Below are 21,487 nucleotides of genomic sequence, written 5' to 3' on the forward strand. Positions count from 1 at the left end.
GTGGCGTTGCATTGTGGGCCGGATAAGATGCCAGGGCATCGCCATCCGGCATGTGTCTTATCAGGCAAGGCATAGCGTAGAGCGGTGTTTCGCGGACTCAATACCAAGCTCAATCAGCTCCATAATCTGGATAGCTTGTCTCGCCGGGACCGGGTTTTCACCGTTACCGTTCAGCGCATCACGGATGCCTGCATAGTACGCCGGGTAATTGCCCGGCACGGTCAGCCAGGTCTCTTCAACCCGCTCATCGCCTTCAACTCGCGTCAATACACCATCGCGCATGTCGTAACCCCAGTCTTCCTGAGGCAGACGCTCACCATTTTTCAGACGTTCTTCCTGTGGATCAAGACCATACTTGACGTAGCTCCCGCGTGAGCCGTGCACGATATAGCGGGCCGATTCTGCGGCCGCCAGCATGGTTCCATGCAAAATCACACGACGCTGCGGATACGTCAGAATGGCATGGAAGTAATCTGTCGATTGCGCCCCCGGACGCAGTTGCGCCAGATCCACCGTCATACTGACCGGCAAACCAAACAGATTAATCGCTTGATCCAAAAGATGTGGTGCTAAATCATACCAAATACCGCTGCCCGGACCGCCCTGTTCACGCCAACGGTCACGAACCTGTGGGCGGAAACGATCGAAGTGGGATTCAAAATAGGCAACTTCGCCCAAAACACCATCCGCCAATAACGCTTTCAAGGTCAGAAAATCACTGTCCCAGCGCCGGTTATGGAAAACAGAGAGTACGCGTCCCAGACTACGCGCAAGTGCATCCAGCTCACGAGCTTGTGACAGTGTCACGGTGAAAGGTTTATCAACAACCACATGTTTACCCGCTTCCAGTGCAGCCTTCGCTAACGGGAAGTGCGTGTCATTTGGCGTAGGGATCACAATCAGGTCAATATTAGGATCGTTAAAAAGGTGCTTCGGTTCAGCAACAACCGTCACTGTAGGCCAGTCGGCCTTCACTTTTGCTTCATCACTACTGGACACCACAGCCAGTTCCAGGCCCGGTGTGCCCACAATCAGGGGGGCATGGAAGGTTTTACTGGCGTAACCATAGCCGATTAGCCCAACGCGGATGTTGTCACTCATGTTATTGCCTCTCAATTCAGACTGACCTATTTCACACCATACATTGCAACGTCTCAATAGTTTAATAACCTTTGCGCTACAAAGGTTGTTTATTAACTTAAGTCAAACATATGCTTCTTAAGCTGAATTTGCCGCGAAAAAGTGGCTGAAATCGTTCCCAATCTTCTTGCTGTATTATGGAGAGATTAGTAACATTTGCAGCCTGTGTTTATGGATAAATCAAAGCAAATGTCATCAGTAATGAATCGTCTTATTGAGTTAGCAGGTTGGATTGTTCTTGCGGTCTCCGTGATCCTGCTGGGTATTGCCAATCATATTGACAATTACCAGCCACCGGAACCAATTGCAGCAGTGCAGAAAAAATAAGCGTCATCGGCCTTTTTCGCCCAGCAATTCACCTTCACGCATTGCTGGGTCCGGCTGTAAAAGATCCAATTCTGTCAAAAAAAGCGAATTATGCCGCATCCCGCTCCCGCGCGTATTGCCTGCGATCGCGAAGCGCGCTAACCTTGCCGCAGGCGTACATAGCGCCTGCTTTTTCACAGGTATGCATACTCTTCTTACATTTGCGCGCAAATCCGCTTTTACCTGTGCACATTGTTTATTTCTTAATATTTACTACTCCGTTGGTATTATTTTATATATGGATCGCTCTTTATGACTGTTCAGGATTACTTATTAAAATTCCGTAAAATTAGTTCACTCGAAAGTCTGGAAAAACTATTCGATCATCTTAACTACACGCTCACCGATGATAACGACATTATCAATATGTACCGTGCAGCAGACCACCGTCGTGCGGAGCTCATCTCCGGCGGTCGTCTGTTTGACGTCGGTCAGGTACCTAAATCAGTCTGGCATTACGTGCAATAAAGAAGAAAGTAGCGCTCAACGTTAAAAGCTTTATAATAATTGCCCCAAAATGAATGGCATGTTTGATCGCGCGCGTAAACCTGGAGAAGAGATGACTACCACACCGGCACAACGTATCGGAGGCTGGCTACTTGGGCCATTGGCCTGGCTGTTAGTTGCGTTGTTGAGTGCTTCGCTGGCGTTGTTACTTTACGTCACTGCGCTGGCCACACCGCAAACCTTCCAAACGCTTGGTGAGCAAAGTACGACCAATTTGTTGTTATGGGGCGTCTCTTTTATTACGGCTATCGCCATGTGGTATTACACGTTATGGCTGACGATTGCGTTTTTCAAACGCAGAACCTGCGTGCCGAAGCACTATATTTTATGGCTGCTGATCTCTGTGTTACTGGCGATTAAAGCGTTTGCGTTTTCACCCGTCCCGGACGCCTTTGCCGTGCGCCAACTGCTGTTCCCTTTGTTAGCAGCAGCACTGCTGGTGCCCTATTTCAAGCGCTCACAGCGCGTTAAGTCGACGTTTGTGAACCCGTAATAACCCTACAGTTAACCTGTTGTCGCCTGTTGTAGATTGTCAGATAATAGGCGGCTTTTTTATTTCAGGCCGAAAAATGACTGATTACCTGCTGCTGTTTGTCGGAACTGTACTGGTCAACAACTTTGTACTGGTTAAGTTTCTGGGGCTCTGCCCGTTTATGGGCGTTTCCAAAAAACTGGAAACCGCAATGGGTATGGGCCTTGCCACGACGTTTGTCATGACGCTGGCCTCCATTTGCGCATGGTTGATTGATACCTGGATCCTCATTCCGCTCAATCTCATCTATCTGCGCACGCTAGCTTTTATTCTGGTCATCGCCGTCGTCGTGCAATTTACCGAGATGGTGGTCCGTAAAACCAGCCCTGCGCTATACCGCCTGTTGGGGATCTTCTTACCGCTGATCACCACAAACTGTGCGGTGTTGGGGGTAGCGTTGCTGAATATTAACCTCGGCCATAACTTCTTACAGTCGGCGCTATACGGCTTTTCCGCCGCCGTCGGCTTCTCACTGGTAATGGTACTGTTTGCCGCTATTCGCGAACGTCTCGCTGTGGCAGACGTCCCTGCTCCGTTTCGCGGTAATGCGATTGCGCTGATTACCGCCGGTTTAATGTCATTGGCCTTTATGGGCTTTAGTGGTTTGGTGAAGTTGTAATGAATGCTATCTGGATTGCCGTTGCCGCAGTGAGTCTGCTGGGTCTGGCGTTCGGCGCTATTTTGGGTTACGCCTCGCGACGTTTTGCCGTTGAGGATGATCCGGTCGTGGAGAAAATTGATGAAATTCTCCCGCAAAGCCAGTGTGGGCAGTGCGGCTATCCGGGCTGTCATCCCTATGCTGAAGCGATCGGCTCGCAGGGTGAAAAAATCAATCGTTGCGCGCCCGGTGGTGAAGCGGTGATGTTAAAAATCGCTGCCCTGTTGAACGTCGACCCGCAGCCGATTGATGGTGATGAACAAGATGTTACGCCCGTGCGAATGCTGGCAGTCATTGATGAAAATAATTGTATTGGTTGCACAAAGTGCATTCAGGCCTGTCCGGTCGATGCCATTGTGGGTGCGACCCGCGCCATGCACACAGTGATGAGCGATCTCTGCACCGGCTGCAACCTGTGCGTTGACCCATGTCCAACGCAATGTATCGAATTACGCCCGGTGGCTGAGACGCCCGATAGCTGGAAATGGGATTTAAACACTATCCCTGTGCGCATCATTCCTGTGGAACAACATGTTTAAGTTATTCTCTGCATTCAGAAAAAACAAAATCTGGGATTTTGATGGCGGCATTCATCCACCAGAAATGAAGACCCAGTCAAACGGTACGCCGCTGCGGCAGGTTCCGCTGGCGCCGCGCTTCGTTATTCCCCTGAAACAACATATTGGCGCGGAAGGTGAACTGTGTGTCAACGTGGGCGACACCGTCCTGCGTGGCCAGGCGTTAACCATCGGGCGTGGCAAAATGCTGCCGGTACATGCGCCAACGTCAGGCACTATTGTTGCTATTGCGCCGCACTCCACCGCACACCCTTCGGCATTAGCCGAGCTAAGCGTCATCATTGATGCCGATGGCGAAGACCGCTGGATTGAGCGTGATGGCTGGGCCGATTACCGTTCCCGTAGTCGGGAAGAGCTTATTGCACGTATTCATCAGTACGGCGTCGCCGGTCTGGGCGGCGCAGGTTTCCCAACCGGGGTTAAGCTACAGGGCGGCGGCGATAAAATTGAAACGCTGATCATCAACGCCGCAGAATGCGAGCCGTACATTACGGCGGATGACCGCTTGATGCAGGACTGCGCGGCGCAGGTCGTCGAAGGTATCCGCATCCTCGCGCACATTCTTCAGCCGCGTGAGATCCTGCTGGGAATAGAAGATAACAAACCGCAGGCAATTTCCATGCTGCGTGCGGTGCTGGCCGATTCGCACGATATCAGCTTACGCGTGATCCCGACAAAGTACCCGTCAGGCGGCGCCAAACAGTTAACACAAATTCTGACCGGCAAACAGGTCCCCCATGGCGGACGCTCCTCAGATATTGGCGTGCTGATGCAAAACGTCGGGACCGCCTACGCAATCAAACGCGCGGTGATTGACGGCGAACCCATTACCGAGCGTGTTGTGACGCTTACAGGCGAAGCCGTCAGCCGTCCGGGCAACGTCTGGGCGCGATTAGGGACGCCGGTTCGTCATCTGCTCAGCGACGCGGGTTTCTGCCCTTCCGCCGACCAGATGGTGATTATGGGCGGGCCGCTGATGGGGTTTACGCTGCCGTGGCTGGATGTACCGGTGGTGAAGATAACCAACTGCCTTCTGGCCCCCTCTGCCAGTGAAATGGGTGAAACGCCGGAGGAGAAAGGTTGCATTCGCTGTAGCGCCTGCGCCGATGCCTGCCCGGCCGATCTTCTGCCGCAGCAACTCTACTGGTTCAGTAAAGGGCAGCAGCACGATAAAGCCACAACTCACAATATTGCAGACTGTATCGAATGCGGCGCTTGCGCATGGGTATGCCCGAGCAACATTCCGCTGGTGCAGTATTTCCGCCAGGAAAAGGCCGAGATTTATGCTATTAGCCAGGAAGAAAAACGCGCCGCAGAAGCCAAAGCACGTTTTGAAGCCCGACAGGCGCGACTTGAGCGTGAAAAAGCCGCACGTCTTGAACGCCACAAAAGCGCTGCCGTACAGCCTGCGGCTAAAGATCATGATGCCATCGCCGCCGCGCTGGCTCGCGTAAAAGAGAAACAGGCTCAGGCAATGCAACCGGTTGTTATTCAGGCTGGCGAAAAACCTGACAATAGCGCAGTGATTGCCGCTCGCGAGGCGCGTAAAGCACAGGCTCGTGCGGCCCGAGCGGAAAATTCAAACAAAATTGAAGACAGCAGCGCGGGTACCGACCCGCGTAAAGCCGCCGTTGAAGCGGCTATCGCCCGCGCCAAGGCCCGTAAACTTGAGCAACAGCCGGTTACTGAAACCGCTGAACCGGTTGACCCACGTAAAGCGGCAGTCGAAGCGGCTATCGCCCGCGCCAAAGCCCGTAAGCTTGAGCAGCAGTCGGTAACGGAAACAGCAGAACCGGTGGATCCGCGCAAAGCCGCCGTCGAAGCGGCAATCGCCCGCGCCAAAGCCCGTAAGCTTGAGCAGCAGGCGGTGACTGAAACCGCTGAACCGGTGGATCCGCGCAAAGCCGCCGTCGAAGCGGCAATCGCCCGCGCCAAAGCCCGTAAGCTTGAGCAGCAGCCGGTGACTGAAAGCGCTGAACCGGTGGATCCGCGTAAAGCCGCCGTCGCGGCCGCTATCGCACGCGCCCAGGCTAAAAAAGCCGCACAGCAGCAGGTTGTAAACGAGGAATAAATGGTATTCAGAATAGCAAGCTCCCCTTATACCCATAACCAACGTCAGACATCACGCATCATGATGTTGGTGTTACTTGCTGCATTGCCGGGAATCGTCGCGCAGCTGTGGTTCTTTGGCTGGGGGACGTTGTTGCAGATCGTTCTGGCCGCCATTAGCGCTATCGGCGCCGAAGCGGTCGTACTTAAACTGCGGAAACAACCCATTGCGCCGATTTTAAAAGATAACTCCGCGCTCCTTACGGGGTTGCTGCTGGCCGTGAGTATTCCTCCGCTGGCCCCCTGGTGGATGGTGGTATTAGGCACGGTATTTGCCGTTATCATTGCAAAACAGCTGTATGGCGGCCTCGGACAAAACCCTTTCAATCCCGCCATGATTGGCTACGTCGTACTGCTTATCTCATTCCCGGTGCAGATGACAAGCTGGCTGCCGCCACAGGAAATTGCAGCCACGGTACCCGGATTCTTTGACGCTCTGAACGTAATCTTTACCGGACATACCGCTGGCGGCAACGATATGAACGCGCTCCGTATGGGAATCGACGGCATCAGCCAGGCTACCCCCCTTGATACCTTCAAGACTTCTCTGCATGCGGGACGAACGGTTGAACAGGTAATGCAGTACCCGATTTACAGCGGCATGCTCGCGGGCGCCGGATGGCAGTGGGTTAACCTTGCCTGGTTGGCTGGCGGCATTGTGCTGTTATGGCAAAAAGCGATTCGCTGGCATATCCCGGTTAGTTTCCTGCTGTCGCTCGCTGTTTGCGCTACTTTAGGCTGGATTTTCTCGCCAGAGTCGCTGGCACCGCCTCAGTTACATCTACTTTCTGGCGCGACGATGCTCGGCGCTTTCTTTATTCTTACCGATCCCGTTACGGCATCGACCACCAACCGTGGTCGCCTGATTTTTGGCGCGCTTGCGGGTTTGTTAGTGTGGTTAATCCGCAGTTTTGGTGGCTATCCTGATGGCGTGGCCTTTGCCGTGTTGCTGGCAAATATTACGGTTCCCCTGATTGATTATTACACCCGCCCTCGCGTGTACGGACATCGCTAAGGACAACATATGCTGAAAACGATTCGTAAACACGGTATTACTCTGGCGCTATTTGCCGCTGGATCTACGGGGTTAACCGCGGCAATCAATCAATTAACCAAATCCACTATCGATGAACAAGCGGCGTTGCAGCAAAAAGTATTGTTTGATCAGGTTCTGCCTGGCGATCGCTACAATAACGCGTTGTCTGAGAGTTGCTATCTGGTGAATGCGCAGGCGTTAGGTAAAGGGACTCACCGTGTATATATCGCGCGCCAGGACGATCGGCCTGTCGCGGCAATTCTCGAAGCCACAGCCCCAGATGGTTATTCCGGCGCTATTCAGCTATTGGTTGGTGTGGATTTCACAGGTACCGTATTGGGCACACGCGTGACTGAACATCATGAAACACCGGGGCTGGGCGATAAAATCGAACTGCGTCTGTCTGACTGGATCACCCACTTTAGCGGCAAAACGATCGGCGCGGGTAACGATGCCCACTGGGCAGTGAAGAAAGATGGCGGCGACTTCGACCAGTTTACTGGCGCAACCATTACGCCCCGTGCGGTTGTTAATGCGGTGAAACGTGCGGGGCTGTATGCCCAGTCACTGCCTGCACAACTCCCTCAACTTAGCGCCTGTGGAGAATAAACCATGAGCGAAATCAAAGATGTCATTGTCCAGGGGTTATGGAAAAATAACTCCGCGCTTGTGCAGTTACTTGGCATGTGCCCGCTGCTGGCGGTAACTTCTACCGCCACCAATGCGTTAGGCCTGGGACTGGCGACTACGCTCGTCCTGACGCTGACCAACCTGACCATTTCAGCCCTGCGTCGCTGGACGCCCTCTGAAATTCGTATTCCGATTTATGTCATGATCATCGCTTCCGTTGTGAGTGCGGTACAGATGCTGATTAATGCTTACGCTTTTGGTCTGTATCAGTCTCTTGGCATCTTTATCCCACTGATTGTGACTAACTGTATTGTTGTTGGTCGTGCTGAAGCCTTCGCGGCTAAAAAAGGCCCGGCATTATCCGCCCTTGATGGTTTCTCTATCGGTATGGGCGCAACTGGCGCCATGTTTGTTCTGGGTTCGCTACGTGAAATAATTGGTAACGGTACGCTATTTGATGGCGCAGACGGTTTACTTGGCAGTTGGGCTAAGGTACTACGTGTAGAGATCTTCCATACCGACACGCCGTTTCTGCTGGCTATGCTGCCACCGGGCGCGTTCATTGGCCTGGGCCTGATGCTGGCGGTGAAATATCTGATTGATGAGAAAATGAAGAAACGTCGTGCCGAAGCGGCTGTCGCAGACAGTCCGGTTGGTGAAACAGGGAATGTGTAATGAACAAAGCAAAACGGCTGGAAATACTGACACGCCTGCGTGATAACAATCCGCATCCGACAACTGAACTGAATTTTACATCGCCGTTCGAACTGCTGATTTCGGTCTTGCTCTCCGCGCAGGCCACCGATGTCAGCGTCAATAAAGCCACGGCTAAGCTGTACCCTGTCGCCAATACCCCTGCCGCTATGCTGGAGCTCGGCGTAGACGGGGTTAAGTCCTACATCAAGACAATCGGGTTGTTCAACAGTAAAGCGGAGAACGTGATCAAAACCTGCCGCATTCTGCTGGAAAAACATAATGGTGAAGTGCCAGAAGACCGGGCCGCATTAGAAGCCCTGCCCGGTGTTGGGCGAAAAACAGCCAATGTGGTGTTAAATACCGCCTTTGGCTGGCCTACCATTGCGGTAGATACCCATATTTTTCGCGTCTGTAATCGCACGCAATTTGCGCCAGGCAAAAACGTCGAGCAGGTAGAGGAAAAATTACTGAAAGTCGTACCGAGTGAATTTAAAGTCGATTGCCATCACTGGTTAATCCTTCATGGCCGCTACACCTGTATTGCGAGAAAACCGCGCTGCGGTTCTTGCATCATCGAAGATCTCTGCGAATTCAAAGAGAAAGTTGATATCTGATACTGATGGGGCGTTCTCTTTGCCCCTTTGACACATAACGATTAGTTATGCACTCCCTAAACAATCTTTTCCCGTCGATGATGCCATTCAACTGCGCATTTCTAACGCATTATTCTTGCGTATAAACACCTGAGCAGGTTAATCGTTTTTTTAGTAATAGAAATTTCTATCTATACGTGATGCAGATCACTCAGACAACACAATGTTAAATAATTTTTATTTTTTAGTTAAAGTGACAATCAGATGACCTTACTGAACAGTTTCTAAACAAAACATTACACTGACTATTTTTCAGATAATGGCCTATATCACTGGATTCAACCGTAAATAGCAGAACATATCGCCACATTGCGGTTTTTGGGTTGCTTAAACAGTGTAAAAATCTGCGATTTTTCAAATGAAGAAATTTAACGCTAGATAACATTTCTCTGTACCGATGATTTCACCACCCAGGATATATGTAACAGATTATTACAAACCACTTGTCTGAATGGTCAAGATAGTGAACATTACTTGCCGTTTCCCCTCCCACTATAACAATCGGACGGATGAACTTGATTCATCACGTACCTGAACACCCCCGTTGATATGGGATGTAAAAAAAGAGGTAAAAGTGTCTACTGCAAACAATAAACCAACAGAAAGCGTTAGTTTAAACGCCTTCAAACAACCGAAAGCGTTCTATCTCATTTTCTCGATAGAGCTGTGGGAACGTTTTGGTTATTACGGCCTGCAAGGGATTATGGCCGTCTACCTGGTTAAGCAACTGGGTATGTCAGAAGCGGATTCCATCACCCTTTTCTCGTCCTTTAGCGCACTGGTGTATGGTCTGGTTGCCATCGGCGGCTGGTTAGGTGATAAAGTTCTGGGAACAAAACGTGTCATTATGCTGGGCGCCATTGTTCTGGCCATCGGTTATGCGCTGGTTGCATGGTCCGGTCACGATGCTGGTATTGTTTATATGGGCATGGCGGCCATCGCGGTCGGTAACGGCCTGTTTAAAGCCAACCCATCCTCCCTGCTCTCTACCTGCTATGCAAAAGATGACCCGCGTCTTGATGGTGCATTTACCATGTACTATATGTCCGTCAACATCGGTTCATTCTTCTCTATGCTGGCAACGCCATGGTTAGCTGCGCGTTACGGCTGGAGCACCGCGTTCGCGCTGAGCGTCGTAGGTATGCTGATCACCGTGGTTAACTTCGCATTCTGTCAGCGCTGGGTTAAACAGTACGGTTCTAAACCTGACTTTGAGCCGATCAACTTCCGTAACCTGCTGCTGACCATCGCTGGCGTTGTGGTTCTGATCGCGATTGCGACCTGGCTGCTGCACAACCAGGAAATCGCCCGTATGGTTCTGGGTGTGATTGCCATTGGTATCGTATTTATCTTCGGTAAAGAAGCCTTCACCATGCACGGTGCTGCGCGTCGTAAAATGATCGTCGCCTTCATTCTGATGCTGGAAGCGATTATCTTCTTCGTGCTGTACAGCCAGATGCCGACCTCACTGAACTTCTTTGCGATTCGTAACGTTGAACACTCTATTCTGGGCATTGCTTTTGAACCTGAGCAGTACCAGGCGCTGAACCCGTTCTGGATCATCATTGGTAGCCCAATCCTCGCCGCTATCTATAACAAGATGGGTGATACGCTGCCGATGCCGACCAAGTTCGCGATTGGTATGGTGCTGTGCTCCGGTGCGTTCCTGATCCTGCCGCTGGGTGCGAAATTCGCCACCGATGCGGGCATCGTTTCCGTTAACTGGCTGATCATTTGCTACGGTCTGCAAAGTATCGGTGAGCTGATGATTTCCGGTCTGGGTCTGGCCATGGTGGCGCAGCTGGTTCCGCAACGTCTGATGGGCTTCATCATGGGTAGCTGGTTCCTGACCACTGCCGGTGCAAACATCATCGGCGGTTACGTCGCTAACATGATGGCAGTTCCAGAAAACGTGACTGACCCGCTGATGTCTCTGGAAGTCTACGGTCGTGTGTTCCTGCAGATTGGTGTTGCAACGGCGGTTATCGCTGTTCTGATGCTGCTGACGGCGCCGAAACTGAATCGTATGACTCAGGACGATGACGCTAATGAGAAAGCCTCTAAGGCCGCGACAGCGTAATTCTCAGGGAAACTCATTTTCAGGCCGCTAACTGTTGTTAGCGGCTTTTTTTTTGCCAGAGGTAGCACTACCATACGATAAACCTCAGCCAAAAGGAGTTACCGATGAAACTGTTCTACAAACCGGGCGCTTGTTCTCTCGCTTCCCACATCACACTTCGTGAGAGCGGTAAAGATTTCACGCTGGATGGTGTCGATTTGATGAAGAAACGTCTGGAAAACGGCGATGATTTTTTCGCGGTAAACCCAAAAGGACAAGTTCCCGCGCTGCTGCTGGACGACGGTACATTACTGACCGAAGGCGTCGCCATCATGCAATACCTGGCGGACACAGTGCCAGACCGCCACCTCCTCGCCCCTACCAGCAGTCTCTCCCGTTACAAAACCATCGAATGGCTAAACTACATTGCGACAGAATTGCATAAAGGCTTTACCCCGCTGTTCCGTCCCGATACGCCGGAAGACTTCAAGCCAACCGTTCGCGCGCAGTTGGAGAAAAAAATGCAGTACGTGAATGAATCGCTGAAAGATGAGCAATGGATCTGCGGCCCACGCTTTAGCATTGCAGACGCTTATCTGTTCACCGTGCTGCGTTGGGCTTATGCGGTTAAGCTGAATATGGCAGGATTAAGCCATATCGAGGCGTATATGGCGCGTATGGCTGAACGCCCGGCGGTTGCCGCAGCGTTGAAGGCTGAAGGGTTGAATTAATTGGTGTTGCCGGGTAGCGCTTGCGCTTACCCGGCCTGTACACCCGATAAGCGTGAGCGCCATCGGGCGTTGATTACAACTGCGTCGCGCTAAAGTAGTGTTCAGGCTTCGCGATACGATCCTGAGCGGCCACCACCTGCAACTCATACTCATGCATTTCTTTGGTGGCGATCATCACTTCATACACTGCCGCAGTCACATGCTCAAGCGCCTGCTGTAAAGACGCGCCCTGCAGCAGTTTCACCAGCAGCAAGCCGCTGGTAACGTCACCCACGCCAACCGGCTGACGCGCGCCAAAATCAACTAACGGTCGACTGATGTGCCACGCTTGTTCAGCCGTGACCAGCAACATCTCGAAACGATCGGTGCTGATACCCGCGCGAGCCAGATGCTTCACCAGCACAATTTCTGGCCCCTGGGCGATCAGCTCACGGGCAGCCATCACCGCTTCAGTCACATTGTGAACCGCATGTTCGCACAGAATTTCGAGCTCAACCAGGTTCGGGGCAATAATGTCGCTGGCGGGAAGCGCATGACGCACATGAAATTCCGCCACGCCCGGCGCGACGATACACCCTTTCTCCGGATGCCCCATCACGGGGTCACAAAAGTATTTTGCCCGCGGATTGGCCGCTTTCACTTGGCGCACAATACCCAGAATATGCTCACCCTGCTCTGCCGAGCCAAGATAGCCGCTCAGTACTGCATCACAGGTCTGGAGTTTATCGATATCGGCAATACCCTGCACGATTTCAGTCAGATGTGTCGGCGGCATAACGCAACCGGTCCATTTGCCGTACTGCGTGTGGTTAGAAAACTGCACGGTATTCAGCGGCCAGACATTTGCGCCAAGACGACGCATCGGAAATTCTGCCGCGCTGTTTCCCGCATGACCAAAAACAACGTGGGACTGGATGGCGAGGATATTTTTCATTTTACTTATCACAACCCTGAAAAAATAAAGGGGCGTAGTTTCCCACGCCCCTGCTAACTAAATCTTACTTCCAGCAAATCAGACAATAGTTCTTCTTGCCACGACGCAGTAACGTGTAGCGCCCGAAGAGGATATCGCTCTCCTGGAAGAAATATTCTGGATCGGATTGCTTCTCACCGTTGATGGTCACCGCGTTAGACGCAATGGTCTTACGCGCCTGGCCGCGAGACGGTTGCAGTTCGGAATCCACCAGCGCCTGCATCAGATCCGCACCTTTCTCCATCTCAATCATCGGCACGCCATCCTGCGCCAGCTGTTCGAAATCCGCTTCGCTCAAATCGCTCAGGTTGCCGTTGAACAAGCTTTCAGTAATGCGTTTTGCTGCAACCAGACCTTCTTCACCGTGAACCAGACGCGTGACCTGCTCAGCCAGAACATACTGGGCGCGCGGGGCTTTACCACTGTTCTTATCTTCTTCTTCCAGCGCATTGATCTCTTCAATGTCCATGAACGTGAAGAATTTCAGGAAGCGATAAACGTCCGCATCGGCGGTGTTGATCCAGAACTGGTAGAATTTGTACGGACTGGTTTTCTTCGGATCCAGCCACACTGCGCCGCCTTCAGTTTTACCGAATTTGGTGCCATCCGCTTTGGTGATCAGCGGAACGGTCAAACCAAATACCTGATTCTGGTGCAGACGACGGGTCAAATCGATACCGGAGGTAATGTTACCCCACTGGTCAGAACCACCAATCTGCAGCGCCACGCCGTGCAGTTTATTCAGGCAGGCAAAGTCATAGCCCTGCAGCAGATTGTAAGAAAACTCGGTAAAGGAGATCCCCTGATCGTCACGGTTCAGACGTTGCTTTACCGCTTCTTTGTTGATCATCTGGTTAACAGAGAAGTGTTTGCCGATATCACGCAGGAAAGTCAGCACATTCATACCGCCAAACCAGTCGTAGTTGTTCGCAGCAATCGCCGAGTTGTCGCCACAGTCGAAATCGAGGAACGGTGCAACCTGCTTGCGGATTTTATCCACCCACTCCTGCACGGTGTCTTCGGTATTCAGTTTACGCTCGGCAGCTTTGAAGCTCGGGTCACCAATCAGACCGGTCGCGCCACCTACCAGTGCAACAGGCTTATGGCCTGCCTGCTGGAAGCGTTTCAGGCATAACAATGGAACCAGATGCCCCAAATGCAAGCTGTCAGCGGTAGGATCGAAGCCGCAATAGAGCGCGATCGGGCCTTGCGCCAGTCGCTCTGCTAACGCTTCCTCGTCCGTCACCTGGGCCACCAGCCCCCGCTCTTGCAATTGTTTAATCAAGTTACTGCTTGCCATCAAAATCTCCATGTATAAAACGACTGCACCTTTGCCGGTACACGACTTTTCGCCTGATGCGAAAGAAACATAGAATAAAGCGCCGGATTGATCAGCACCAGCGCTTAAAACAAGAATTTTGCATCTTTAGGGGGCCAGACGATCAATTTTCCACGCGTTATCTTCACGTTGGTATAAAAAACGATCGTGCAGACGATTTTCGCCGCCCTGCCAAAACTCCATTTGTTCAATACTCACGCGAAAGCCGCCCCAGAAACTGGGTAACGGAACTTCCCCTTGCTGAAACTTCTGCTTCAGCTCAAGGAATTTGCTTTCAAGAATGCCGCGAGCGGAGATCCGGCTGGACTGTTTAGATACCCAGGCGCCAATCTGGCTGTCGCGTGGGCGACTGTGGAAGTATTTCACGACTTCGAGCGTGGATAAACGCTCAGCCTTGCCGATCACCATCACCTGCCGTTCCAGGGTATGCCATGGGAACAACAGGCTGATACGGGGATTTTTCTCGAGTTGGTGCGCCTTGCGGCTACCGAGGTTGGTATAGAAAACCAGCCCTTTGTCATCATAATGTTTGAGCAACACTATGCGCTGATACGGCTGACCATTTTCATCGACGGTCGCAACAACCATAGCAGTAGGGTCTGCCAGTTTGGCATCGCAAGCTTGCCCCAGCCAACGCTCAAACAGCGCAAGGGGTTCGGCGGGAAGATCGTGGCGGCGAAGACCGCCTTTCGTGTATTCACGGCGCAGATGCGCGATTTGCTGCAATTCGTCGTTGTCAGACATGATGTTAGGCTACGGATTGTCAGTGGGTGACGCTATTGTGCGCCGCCCAGGTGAAAATCTCAACGCTTCGGGTTCTGTAACTGACAGTTATTTAGCACAATTCTGTCTCGTTTATAGACCGTTGCCTCGTCGCCTTTAGACCAGAAGACGTAGATACCATCCGTATAGCGCGCCCCCGATGCCGAGATGCCCTGTTTGAGGTTCAATAGCTGATTATCATAAACAAAGTTCACTTCCTGGCGCGTATTGTTCAGCTTCACGGTAAGCGGTTTTTCGTCACAACGGTATTCGAGCGTGTCGGTTTGCATACGTTCAACAAATTGGTTGTACACGCTGCACCCGCTAAGCAGTACCGGCAGACATACTAACAACAGTTTTTTCATAGCCCTATCCTGAAGACTTTCCTGGTCCCGGAGGGTAATGGCACCCTCCCTAATATCCCTAGTTTACCGGCATACCGCGCTGAATAATTTCAGTTAACTCTGAGTTCGTGGATTGGCAGGATAAATCGCCCCTAACACGCTCGGCTCTGACGCGCCGGTCACAGAAGGTAAATTTCCCGGTAATCCGGCCAACGTTCGCCACGCCAGCCAGGCAAAGGCTAACGCTTCCATATCGTCGCCGCTAATCCCGGCGTCATCGGTAGAAGTGACTTCGGTACCTGGTAATAATGCTGCCAGACGCATCATCAGCAGCGGATTACGACTTCCGCCGCCACATACCATGAGTCGATCACAGCCGCCGCTTAACAAGACCTGCTCTGAAATGGTGACTGCCGTCAGTTCGGCAAGCGTCGCCTGTACATCTCGTGGGCTGATTCCCGGGAACTGCGCCAGATGACGCTCTATCCAGCCGTAATTAAAATACTCACGGCCTGTGCTTTTGGGGGCAGGCGCGGAAAAATAAGGGTCGTTAAGCATATTTTGTAGCAACGGCAGGACCACCGTTCCTGAAATGGCCCACTGCGCATCTTTGTCGTAGGGTTGACCGCATTGCCGCCAGACCCAGGCATCCATCAGCATATTGCCCGGCCCGGTGTCGTATCCGCGAACGGGTTGTTGCGGAATAAGCAACGACAAATTGGCAATTCCGCCGATGTTCAGTACCATCCGCCGCTCTGTGGGATGGGCCAATAGCGCCTGATGAAACGCAGGAACTAACGGCGCGCCCTGCCCACCGAGCGCGATATCACGCCGACGAAAATCGCCGACGACGGTTATTCCGGTACGCGCGACAATCTGATTGTTATCACCAATTTGTAGCGTGTGCGGCGCAGCGCCGTTCGGTTCATGCCACACGGTTTGTCCGTGGCAACCAATCGCCACAATATCCTGCGGTTTCAATTTTTCCTTTGCCAGCAGCGCATTTACCGCCTCGGCAAAAAGATAACCCAGTTGTGCGTCCAGTTGACCAAACTGAGAAAGCGTAAGCTGCTGCCCCTGGCAGATATCCAGAATTGCCTGTTTTACATTAATGGGGATAGGCCAGGTCAGACTCGCCTGCTGTGCAACCATCGTTTCATCTATTGTCGCCAGCACAACATCGACGCCATCAAGGCTGGTTCCAGACATAACACCGATAAAACGGCCCGATTTCATACGTCATCCTTTTAAGCAAATTAGCCTTGACACTCAACCATAAAGTGCAGACTAATGCCATGCTTCCTGAATGATTTTTGAGAGGAAATCATGTCAATGGTCGCTTAATTACATCAATTATATGAATGATTCGTTTATACTCGGTTGATCCGATTTCGGTTAAGATTTTCATATTGTGCCAGTGGCACATGTGACCTCAGGCTCACAAATGCCATATAATTTAACCATGATGGGGCGTTATTAGCGTTTCGTGGTGACAAAGGAGATTTGTAAATGATTAAACGTGTGCTGATTGTTTCATTAATGGGCGTATCTTTAGCGGGCTGCGTGAACAATGATAGCCTTTCCGGCGACGTATATACCGCATCCGAAGCGAAACAAGTTCAGAACGTTACCTACGGTACGATTGTTCATGTTCGTCCGGTGCAAATCCAGGGTGGCGATGACGCTAACGTAATTGGCGCTATCGGTGGTGCGGTGCTCGGCGGGTTCCTGGGTAACACCGTCGGCGGCGGTACGGGTCGTTCATTAGCGACGGCTGCTGGCGCAGTTGCCGGTGGCGTCGCGGGTCAGGGCGTACAAGGCGCGATGAATAAAACCCAGGGTGTCGAACTGGAAATCCGTAAGGATGATGGTAATACCATTATGGTGGTTCAGAAGCAGGGCGCGACCAAATTCTCTGCTGGTCAGCGCGTTGTTATGGCGAACAACGGCAGCCAGGTTACCGTGTCTCCACGTTAATCGAATTTACGTGTGGTCAGGCACTGGCCACACGTCATCTCTCGTCTCAGCCCTGCGACTGCAGTTCAATAATATTGTGTTCCAGTCTGGCGACCAGTTTAATCAGCAGATCAATTTCCTCAGCTGAAATCCCTTCCAGAATCTCTCCACGTGTCTTGTTGATAACCGCTTCCATATCTGCGATCAGTGGTTCGGCTTTCTCAGTCAGTTTAATTCTCTTTGCCCGACGATCGCTGGCGCAAGTCTGTCGTGAAATGAGTCCCTTTTCTTCCAACTGGTCGAGCGTACGTACCAGCGAAGGCTGTTCGATGCCAATCGCTTTAGCCAGCTGGATCTGAGATTGATCCGGCGGCAACTGATGAATGTTGTGCAGCGTAACCCAATGCGTCTGCGTCAACTCCAGAGGTTTCAGGCGATGGTCAATCAGAGCACGCCAAATGCGCACCAACCGTGCCAGATCAGAACCTAATGGCGATTCCAATTTCATCTCCTTATAATTAGCTTGCTAAGTTATTGTGCTGATTTTAGAATAGTGTGCAGCATTTGTATTCTCAAAACAAATGTATTGCCAAATTTGCTTACCGGTTGACATTTTTTCAGACATTATGTGTTACAGAGACTCATCGTCTCTTTTTTGCTAAACCTATAGCAATGCTCTCTTCCGTCAAGGATTTTGCCCGTGAAGTTTATGTTTAATGCAACAGGATTGCCCCTACAAGATTTAATGATCGGTGCATCTGTCTACTTCCCTCCCATTTTCAAGGCGTTTGTCGCAGGGTTTATTCTCTGGTTGGTTGTTCATCGCCTGCTGCGCGACTGGATTTATTCCGGTGAGATCTGGCATCCCCTGTTGATGGATCTGTCTCTCTTTACGCTTAGCGTAGGTCTGGCCTTTGTTATGCTGATTGTGTGGTGATTATGTCGCTCAAAACCATTAAATACTTCTCAACCATTATAGTCGCTGCAATCGCAGTTTTTGCCGGATGGTGGATGTGGAATTACTATATGCAGTCGCCCTGGACACGTGATGGCAAAGTGCGTGCAGAGCAGGTCAGCATCACACCGCAGGTTTCGGGCAGCATTAATGAACTCAATATAAAAGATAACCAATTCGTGAATAAAGGGGATGTCCTGTTTACTATCGACAAGACGCCGTTTCACATTGCTGAACTGAATGCGCAAGCACAGCTGGCGAAAGCACAATCCGATCTGGCAAAAGCGAATAACGAAGCCAATCGCCGTCGTCACTTATCGCAAAATTATATCTCAGCCGAAGATCTGGATACCGCCAACCTCAACGTAAAAGCGATGCAGGCAAGCGTTGAAGCAGCCGAGGCCAGTTTGCGCCAGGCGCAATGGCAATTGTCGCAAACGGTCGTCAAAGCGCCCGTAGCGGGCTGGGTCACCAACCTTTCAACCCGCACCGGCGACTACGCCTCAACCGGTAAGCCGCTGTTTGCTCTTGTCGACAGCCACTCTTTTTATGTGATGGGGTATTTTGAAGAAACTAAGTTGCGTCACATACGCGAAGGCGCACCGGCGTTAATTACGCTCTACAGCGGCAACGTTAAGTTACAGGGTCACGTCTCCAGTATCGGTCGCGCGATTTATGACCAAAGTGTAGAAAGCGATTCCGGCCTGATTCCTGACATCAAGCCAAACGTGCCGTGGGTACGTCTGGCACAGCGTGTCCCTGTGCGCATCGAATTTGACGCTTTGCCGCAGAATGTCACGCTGGTTTCAGGTACCACCTGTAGCGTCTCCATCGGCCAGCGTAAATGAAACTGCCCCACCTGACGCCAGGCAATTGGCCATGGTTTAAAGCCACGCCGGCACAGTGGCGTTATGCGCTGCGTAACACCATTGCGATGTGTCTGGCGTTAACCTTCGCCTATTATCTGAATCTGGACGAACCCTATTGGGCGATGACCTCGGCGGCAGTGGTGAGTTTCCCTACCGTCGGCGGGGTCATCAGCAAAAGCCTGGGTCGTGTTGCCGGTAGTTTACTTGGCGCGACAGCCGCGCTGATTATTGCCGGCCATACCCTCAATGAACCGTGGCTTTTTCTGCTGAGCATGTCAGCCTGGATCGGCTTTTGTACCTGGGCCTGCGCGCATTTTACTAATAACGTCGCTTACGCCTTTCAACTGGCGGGTTACACGGCGGCGATCATTGCGTTTCCGATGGTCAATACCGTCGAGATCACGCAGTTATGGGATATCGCGCAGGCCCGCGTATGCGAGGTCATTGTGGGTATCTTGTGTGGGGGTATGATGATGATGATCCTACCCAGCACCTCCGATGGCACCACGTTGCTTACAGCACTGAAAAACATGCATACGCGTTTGCTCGAGCATGCCAGTTTGCTCTGGCAACCGGAGACAACGGATGCCATCCGCACGGCACATGAAGGTGTTATCGGCCAGATTCTGACCATGAACCTGTTGCGTATACAGGCGTTCTGGAGTCACTACCGCTTTCGCCGCCAAAATGCCTTACTCAATTCGCTGTTGCATCAGCAGCTACGTATGACCAGCGTGATTTCCAGCCTGCGCAGAATGCTGCTGAACTGGCCTAATCCTCCCGCTAATACCCGCGATATCATTGAGCAATTACTTGGCGCGCTGGTCAAATCCAATACCGACAGCTATACCGTCGCGCGTATTATCGCCCCACTGCGGCCCATCGATGCCCGCGATTATCGACACGTCGCCTTCTGGCAACGGCTGCGCTATTTTTGCCGCCTTTACTTACGTAGCAGCCATTACCTGCATTTGCTGGAAAATGGCGTTACCGCCGAACGTATCAATGTTGCTCGTACGCCAGGGCTTGCCCGCCATACCGATAATGCGGAAGCTATCTGGAGCGGGTTACGCACGTTCTGCACTTTGATGCTTATCGGCGCATGGAGCATTGGCGCACAATGGGAATCAGGATCTGGCGCACTCACGCTCGCGGCCATCAGCAGCGTGTTGTATTCCGCCGTTGCCACGCCCTTCAAATCACTTTCCTTGTTAATGCGCACGTTGGTTCTGCTGTCGCTGTTTAGCTTTGTGGTCAAGTTTGGTTTGATGGTACAAATTACCGATCTCTGGCAGTTCATCCTGTTTCTCTTCCCGCTCCTCGCCACCATGCAGCTGTTAAAACTACAAATGCCTGCGCTGGCGGGGCTTTGGGGGCAGCTTATCGTGTTTATGGGATCGTTCATCGCGGTAACGAATCCCCCGGTATACGACTTTGCTGATTTTCTGAATGACAATTTGGCGAAAATCACCGGCGTGGCATTGTCATGGCTGGCATTCGCTATTCTACGACCCGGATCGGATGCGCGGAAAAGCCGCCGTCATATACGCGCCCTGCGTCGGGATTTTGTCGATCAGCTCAGCCGACATCCTGCACTCAGTGAGAATGAATTTGAGTCGTTGACCTATCATCACGTCAGCCAGCTGAGTAACAGTCAGGATGCGCTGGCGAGGCGTTGGTTATTACGTTGGGGGGTTGTCTTGCTGAACTGCTCGCATGTGGTGTGGCAACTGCGTACCTGGGAGGCACGCTCAGATCCGCTGGCTCGCGTCAGGGATGTGTGTATCTCGTTGCTACGCGACGTGATGAGTGAGCGCGGCGTCCAACAACGACCGTTGAATGCCACGCTAAGCGAGCTACAGCGTATCTGCGATACGCTCGCCCACCATCATCAACCTGCAGCACAAGAGCTGTCGGCCCTCGTCTGGCGGCTGCACTGCTCCCTGTCACAGCTTGAACAGGCGCCACCACCGGGTACGCTAAGCAGCTGACTATTTGATAACGCCGCAGGCGTAGCGCGCTCCGCCACCGCCAAGCGGTTTCGGTTGATCGGACATATTATCGCCGCCCACGTGAATCATCAGCGCCTTACCTTTTATCTCATCCAGGGATTTAAGCCGCGGCGCAACGACCGGTGTTGTGGCGTTACCGTCGTTATTCACCACCAGCAACGGCAGGTCACCCATGTGACCTGCACCTTCCGGGCCTTCGTGTTTACCCGTTTGGTGAGGATCGTAATGCCCTCCCGCTGATTCCGCCGCTGAAGCCTTCCCGTCTTTAATCGCCGGTTGGCAACTGCCGTTGGCATGCACATGGAAACCATGTTCACCCGGCGGCAACGCTTTCAAATCGGGGGTAAATTCCAGCCCTTTCCCGGTTTCAGTAATTGAGACAGTACCAATCGCCTGGCCGACGCCTTGCGACGTCACCAGATTCATCGTTACTTTTTCTTCTTCACTGGCAGCCTGCGCACCTGCACAGGCCAGTAAGGTAATAATGGCTAAACTCAAACGCTTCATAAGACCTCCGTCTAAAAGGTGTCTGATTGATAAGTGTAAACCAGTGACACAAATTTGAACGGTGAAGCGCCAAAA

The 21,487-nt window shown here is 52.0% G+C and carries 23 protein-coding genes and 1 pseudogene; 16 read left to right on the top strand and 8 right to left on the bottom strand.

Translation table 11 applies throughout. The annotated features are described in order from the left end of the window. Positions 1-60 precede the first annotated feature (60 nt). Positions 61-1,101, bottom strand: a complete 1,041-nt coding sequence (locus FDX11_RS13475; protein WP_042308603.1) for an oxidoreductase — start codon at positions 1,099-1,101, stop codon at positions 61-63. Positions 1,102-1,341: 240 nt separating this feature from the next. Between FDX11_RS13475 and blr the strand changes: the two genes are divergently transcribed. From blr to gstA, 12 genes are all read left to right on the top strand, one after another. After that, positions 1,342-1,467, top strand: a complete 126-nt coding sequence (gene blr, locus FDX11_RS13480; protein WP_038643149.1) for a division septum protein Blr — start codon at positions 1,342-1,344, stop codon at positions 1,465-1,467. 291 nt (positions 1,468-1,758) lie between these two features. Continuing rightward, positions 1,759-1,974 carry a transcription modulator YdgT gene (ydgT, locus tag FDX11_RS13485; RefSeq protein ID WP_008784684.1) on the top strand — a complete coding sequence of 72 codons (216 nt, stop codon included), beginning with the start codon at positions 1,759-1,761 and terminating at the stop codon, positions 1,972-1,974. A 91-nt stretch (positions 1,975-2,065) separates the two neighbouring features. Further along, complete coding sequence (locus FDX11_RS13490) at positions 2,066-2,506, top strand: DUF2569 domain-containing protein (protein WP_038640418.1); 441 nt, start codon at positions 2,066-2,068, stop codon at positions 2,504-2,506. Between the two features lie 76 nt (positions 2,507-2,582). Beyond that, on the top strand, positions 2,583-3,164 hold the full coding sequence (rsxA, locus tag FDX11_RS13495; RefSeq protein ID WP_003029144.1) for an electron transport complex subunit RsxA: 582 nt from the start codon (positions 2,583-2,585) through the stop codon (positions 3,162-3,164). After that, positions 3,164-3,742, top strand: coding sequence for an electron transport complex subunit RsxB (gene rsxB / locus FDX11_RS13500; protein ID WP_032943340.1), 579 nt, complete (start codon positions 3,164-3,166; stop codon positions 3,740-3,742). Before rsxA ends, rsxB begins: the two co-directional genes overlap by 1 nt. Beyond that, positions 3,735-5,852: an electron transport complex subunit RsxC gene (gene rsxC, locus FDX11_RS13505; protein ID WP_137349810.1), complete on the top strand. Its 2,118-nt coding sequence runs from the start codon at positions 3,735-3,737 to the stop codon at positions 5,850-5,852. The genes rsxB and rsxC overlap by 8 nt, the downstream gene beginning before the upstream one ends. Then, a complete protein-coding gene (rsxD, locus tag FDX11_RS13510; protein WP_137365557.1) occupies positions 5,853-6,905 on the top strand; it encodes an electron transport complex subunit RsxD in 1,053 nt (350 codons plus the stop codon). It abuts the gene before it with no gap. A gap of 9 nt (positions 6,906-6,914) precedes the next feature. Continuing rightward, the gene (gene rsxG / locus FDX11_RS13515; RefSeq protein ID WP_061381400.1) at positions 6,915-7,535 is read left to right on the top strand and encodes an electron transport complex subunit RsxG; all 621 of its coding nucleotides are present in this window, start codon (positions 6,915-6,917) and stop codon (positions 7,533-7,535) included. A 3-nt stretch (positions 7,536-7,538) separates the two neighbouring features. Further along, a complete protein-coding gene (locus tag FDX11_RS13520) occupies positions 7,539-8,231 on the top strand; it encodes an electron transport complex subunit E (protein WP_038640410.1) in 693 nt (230 codons plus the stop codon). Then, on the top strand, positions 8,231-8,866 hold the full coding sequence (nth, locus tag FDX11_RS13525) for an endonuclease III (protein ID WP_038640407.1): 636 nt from the start codon (positions 8,231-8,233) through the stop codon (positions 8,864-8,866). Before FDX11_RS13520 ends, nth begins: the two co-directional genes overlap by 1 nt. A gap of 613 nt (positions 8,867-9,479) precedes the next feature. Next, positions 9,480-10,985, top strand: a complete 1,506-nt coding sequence (gene dtpA, locus FDX11_RS13530) for a dipeptide/tripeptide permease DtpA (protein WP_042308624.1) — start codon at positions 9,480-9,482, stop codon at positions 10,983-10,985. 104 nt (positions 10,986-11,089) lie between these two features. Next, a complete protein-coding gene (gstA, locus tag FDX11_RS13535) occupies positions 11,090-11,695 on the top strand; it encodes a glutathione transferase GstA (RefSeq protein ID WP_042308627.1) in 606 nt (201 codons plus the stop codon). 73 nt (positions 11,696-11,768) lie between these two features. Here gstA and pdxY read toward each other — a convergent pair whose 3' ends face one another. The 5 genes from pdxY to anmK all read right to left on the bottom strand — a co-directional run bounded on the left by pdxY (position 11,769) and on the right by anmK (position 16,349). Further along, the gene (pdxY, locus tag FDX11_RS13540; RefSeq protein WP_137398050.1) at positions 11,769-12,629 is read right to left on the bottom strand and encodes a pyridoxal kinase PdxY; all 861 of its coding nucleotides are present in this window, start codon (positions 12,627-12,629) and stop codon (positions 11,769-11,771) included. Positions 12,630-12,693: 64 nt separating this feature from the next. Continuing rightward, positions 12,694-13,968, bottom strand: a complete 1,275-nt coding sequence (tyrS, locus tag FDX11_RS13545) for a tyrosine--tRNA ligase (RefSeq protein ID WP_032939770.1) — start codon at positions 13,966-13,968, stop codon at positions 12,694-12,696. Between the two features lie 126 nt (positions 13,969-14,094). Beyond that, positions 14,095-14,751 carry a pyridoxamine 5'-phosphate oxidase gene (gene pdxH / locus FDX11_RS13550; RefSeq protein WP_137398051.1) on the bottom strand — a complete coding sequence of 219 codons (657 nt, stop codon included), beginning with the start codon at positions 14,749-14,751 and terminating at the stop codon, positions 14,095-14,097. Between the two features lie 59 nt (positions 14,752-14,810). Next, a complete protein-coding gene (gene mliC, locus FDX11_RS13555) occupies positions 14,811-15,134 on the bottom strand; it encodes a C-type lysozyme inhibitor (protein ID WP_042308632.1) in 324 nt (107 codons plus the stop codon). Between the two features lie 93 nt (positions 15,135-15,227). Continuing rightward, on the bottom strand, positions 15,228-16,349 hold the full coding sequence (gene anmK, locus FDX11_RS13560; RefSeq protein ID WP_137398052.1) for an anhydro-N-acetylmuramic acid kinase: 1,122 nt from the start codon (positions 16,347-16,349) through the stop codon (positions 15,228-15,230). A 273-nt stretch (positions 16,350-16,622) separates the two neighbouring features. Between anmK and slyB the strand changes: the two genes are divergently transcribed. Continuing rightward, the gene (slyB, locus tag FDX11_RS13565) at positions 16,623-17,090 is read left to right on the top strand and encodes an outer membrane lipoprotein SlyB (RefSeq protein WP_003029175.1); all 468 of its coding nucleotides are present in this window, start codon (positions 16,623-16,625) and stop codon (positions 17,088-17,090) included. 46 nt (positions 17,091-17,136) lie between these two features. Here the strand turns inward: slyB and slyA are convergent, their stop codons facing one another. Beyond that, positions 17,137-17,577 carry a transcriptional regulator SlyA gene (gene slyA / locus FDX11_RS13570; protein WP_019076732.1) on the bottom strand — a complete coding sequence of 147 codons (441 nt, stop codon included), beginning with the start codon at positions 17,575-17,577 and terminating at the stop codon, positions 17,137-17,139. A 192-nt stretch (positions 17,578-17,769) separates the two neighbouring features. Between slyA and FDX11_RS13575 the strand changes: the two genes are divergently transcribed. The 3 genes and pseudogenes from FDX11_RS13575 to FDX11_RS13585 all read left to right on the top strand — a co-directional run bounded on the left by FDX11_RS13575 (position 17,770) and on the right by FDX11_RS13585 (position 20,909). Next, positions 17,770-18,006, top strand: coding sequence for a DUF1656 domain-containing protein (locus FDX11_RS13575; RefSeq protein WP_038640388.1), 237 nt, complete (start codon positions 17,770-17,772; stop codon positions 18,004-18,006). Between the two features lie 2 nt (positions 18,007-18,008). Next, positions 18,009-18,872 carry an HlyD family secretion protein gene (locus FDX11_RS13580; protein WP_137398053.1) on the top strand — a complete coding sequence of 288 codons (864 nt, stop codon included), beginning with the start codon at positions 18,009-18,011 and terminating at the stop codon, positions 18,870-18,872. Further along, positions 18,869-20,909: pseudogene (locus FDX11_RS13585) on the top strand (FUSC family protein). Before FDX11_RS13580 ends, FDX11_RS13585 begins: the two are co-directional and overlap by 4 nt. Here the strand turns inward: FDX11_RS13585 and sodC are convergent. Further along, positions 20,885-21,412 carry a superoxide dismutase [Cu-Zn] SodC gene (gene sodC / locus FDX11_RS13590; RefSeq protein ID WP_042308639.1) on the bottom strand — a complete coding sequence of 176 codons (528 nt, stop codon included), beginning with the start codon at positions 21,410-21,412 and terminating at the stop codon, positions 20,885-20,887. The pseudogene FDX11_RS13585 and the gene sodC sit on opposite strands and share 25 nt — an antisense overlap. Positions 21,413-21,487 lie beyond the last annotated feature (75 nt).

The organism is Citrobacter sp. wls714 (genome assembly GCF_005281025.1).
In the GTDB taxonomy this organism is placed as follows: Bacteria; Pseudomonadota; Gammaproteobacteria; order Enterobacterales; family Enterobacteriaceae; genus Citrobacter; species Citrobacter werkmanii.

What these genes read in the sequence shown, in the direction of transcription:
- FDX11_RS13475 (WP_042308603.1), bottom strand. Translation starts at nt 1,101, where the DNA reads ATGAGTGACAACATCCGCGTTGGGCTAATCGGCTATGGTTACGCCAGT.
- blr (WP_038643149.1), top strand. Translation starts at nt 1,342, where the DNA reads ATGAATCGTCTTATTGAGTTAGCAGGTTGGATTGTTCTTGCGGTCTCC.
- ydgT (WP_008784684.1), top strand. Translation starts at nt 1,759, where the DNA reads ATGACTGTTCAGGATTACTTATTAAAATTCCGTAAAATTAGTTCACTC.
- FDX11_RS13490 (WP_038640418.1), top strand. Translation starts at nt 2,066, where the DNA reads ATGACTACCACACCGGCACAACGTATCGGAGGCTGGCTACTTGGGCCA.
- rsxA (WP_003029144.1), top strand. Translation starts at nt 2,583, where the DNA reads ATGACTGATTACCTGCTGCTGTTTGTCGGAACTGTACTGGTCAACAAC.
- rsxB (WP_032943340.1), top strand. Translation starts at nt 3,164, where the DNA reads ATGAATGCTATCTGGATTGCCGTTGCCGCAGTGAGTCTGCTGGGTCTG.
- rsxC (WP_137349810.1), top strand. Translation starts at nt 3,735, where the DNA reads ATGTTTAAGTTATTCTCTGCATTCAGAAAAAACAAAATCTGGGATTTT.
- rsxD (WP_137365557.1), top strand. Translation starts at nt 5,853, where the DNA reads ATGGTATTCAGAATAGCAAGCTCCCCTTATACCCATAACCAACGTCAG.
- rsxG (WP_061381400.1), top strand. Translation starts at nt 6,915, where the DNA reads ATGCTGAAAACGATTCGTAAACACGGTATTACTCTGGCGCTATTTGCC.
- FDX11_RS13520 (WP_038640410.1), top strand. Translation starts at nt 7,539, where the DNA reads ATGAGCGAAATCAAAGATGTCATTGTCCAGGGGTTATGGAAAAATAAC.
- nth (WP_038640407.1), top strand. Translation starts at nt 8,231, where the DNA reads ATGAACAAAGCAAAACGGCTGGAAATACTGACACGCCTGCGTGATAAC.
- gstA (WP_042308627.1), top strand. Translation starts at nt 11,090, where the DNA reads ATGAAACTGTTCTACAAACCGGGCGCTTGTTCTCTCGCTTCCCACATC.
- pdxY (WP_137398050.1), bottom strand. Translation starts at nt 12,629, where the DNA reads ATGAAAAATATCCTCGCCATCCAGTCCCACGTTGTTTTTGGTCATGCG.
- tyrS (WP_032939770.1), bottom strand. Translation starts at nt 13,968, where the DNA reads ATGGCAAGCAGTAACTTGATTAAACAATTGCAAGAGCGGGGGCTGGTG.
- pdxH (WP_137398051.1), bottom strand. Translation starts at nt 14,751, where the DNA reads ATGTCTGACAACGACGAATTGCAGCAAATCGCGCATCTGCGCCGTGAA.
- mliC (WP_042308632.1), bottom strand. Translation starts at nt 15,134, where the DNA reads ATGAAAAAACTGTTGTTAGTATGTCTGCCGGTACTGCTTAGCGGGTGC.
- anmK (WP_137398052.1), bottom strand. Translation starts at nt 16,349, where the DNA reads ATGAAATCGGGCCGTTTTATCGGTGTTATGTCTGGAACCAGCCTTGAT.
- slyB (WP_003029175.1), top strand. Translation starts at nt 16,623, where the DNA reads ATGATTAAACGTGTGCTGATTGTTTCATTAATGGGCGTATCTTTAGCG.
- slyA (WP_019076732.1), bottom strand. Translation starts at nt 17,577, where the DNA reads ATGAAATTGGAATCGCCATTAGGTTCTGATCTGGCACGGTTGGTGCGC.
- FDX11_RS13580 (WP_137398053.1), top strand. Translation starts at nt 18,009, where the DNA reads ATGTCGCTCAAAACCATTAAATACTTCTCAACCATTATAGTCGCTGCA.
- sodC (WP_042308639.1), bottom strand. Translation starts at nt 21,412, where the DNA reads ATGAAGCGTTTGAGTTTAGCCATTATTACCTTACTGGCCTGTGCAGGT.